A 1,169-nucleotide genomic window follows, 5' to 3' on the forward strand; every position below is an offset into this window, starting at 1 on the left:
CGCGCTGCTGGTGACGCACACCGGCCGCCGGCGCAGCACCGAGCACGCGCGCGCGGTGGCCGCCGACCTGATCGCGGCGGGGTTCGAGGTGCGGGTCGTGGCCGAGGAGGCCGACGACCTCGACCTGCCGGGCGTGGTCCCGGTGACCGGGCCGGAGGCCGCGGAGGGCGCCGAGATCGTGTTCGCGCTCGGCGGCGACGGCACGTTCCTGCGCGCCGCCGAGCTGGCCCGCCCGGCGAAGGCGCCGCTGCTCGGCATCAACCTCGGCAAGGTCGGCTTCCTCGCCGAGGCGGAGATCGACGACCTCGACACCGCCGTCCGTGACGTGGTGGGCCGCAACTACACGGTGGACGAGCGGCTCACCCTCGACGTGACCGCCGAGTTCGACGGCGGGCCGACCATCGAATCCTGGGCGCTCAACGAGATCAGCGTCGAGAAGGGGGAGCGGGCGCAGATGCTCGAACTCCTGGTCGACGTCGACGGCCGCCCGCTGTCCCGGTACGGCTGCGACGGTGTGGTGTGCGCGACCCCGACCGGTTCGACGGCGTACGCGTTCTCCGGCGGTGGCCCGGTGGTCTGGCCGGAGGTGGAGGCGTTGCTGCTGGTGCCGATCAGCGCCCACGCGCTGTTCAGCCGGCCGCTGGTGACCGCGCCGACGTCCACGTTCTCCATCACCGTCGACCCGTTCACCACCCTCGCGGTGCTGTGCTGCGACGGACGCCGCGTGTACGACCTGCCGCCGGGGGCGCGGGTCACGGTGCGCCGCGGGGCGCTGCCGGTGCGCATCGTGCGGCTGCGCGACCGTCCGTTCACCGACCGGCTGGTGGCGAAGTTCGACCTTCCGGTGCAGGGCTGGCGCGGCAGCCGCCGCTGACCCCGCCGCGCAACCCACCGGACGGCCGGCGGTCCCGCCGGCGCGGTGCCGTGTCCACCTGGCGACATGTCGCCGGTGCGGCGTGCCGCACCTAGTGACCCGCCCGTGACCTCCGTCGCAGACTCCGAGCGGTCGATCTCCACACGAGACCGGCCCCTGGAGTAGAGGAGCGCATCGCATGCACTGGCCCCCACGCTGGCTCACCGCCGGCGCGGTCGGCGCGTTGGTGGTCGGGCTCGCCGTACCGGCGTCCGCCGACCCGCCCGCCCGGCCCACCGGCCCGAGTCCGGGCACG

Annotated in this window: 1 protein-coding gene; it reads left to right on the plus strand. The window is 74.9% G+C overall.

Annotated features, from left to right (window positions below; genetic code table 11):
- The coding region (locus AB0I76_RS30365; protein ID WP_357042711.1) for an NAD kinase at nt 1–874 on the plus strand (874 nt) is incomplete at its 5' end.
- Between the last annotated feature and the right edge of the window lie 295 nt (nt 875–1,169).

Origin of the sequence: Micromonospora sp. NPDC049799, from assembly GCF_040656655.1 — a bacterium.
In the GTDB taxonomy this organism is placed as follows: Bacteria; Actinomycetota; Actinomycetes; order Mycobacteriales; family Micromonosporaceae; genus Micromonospora.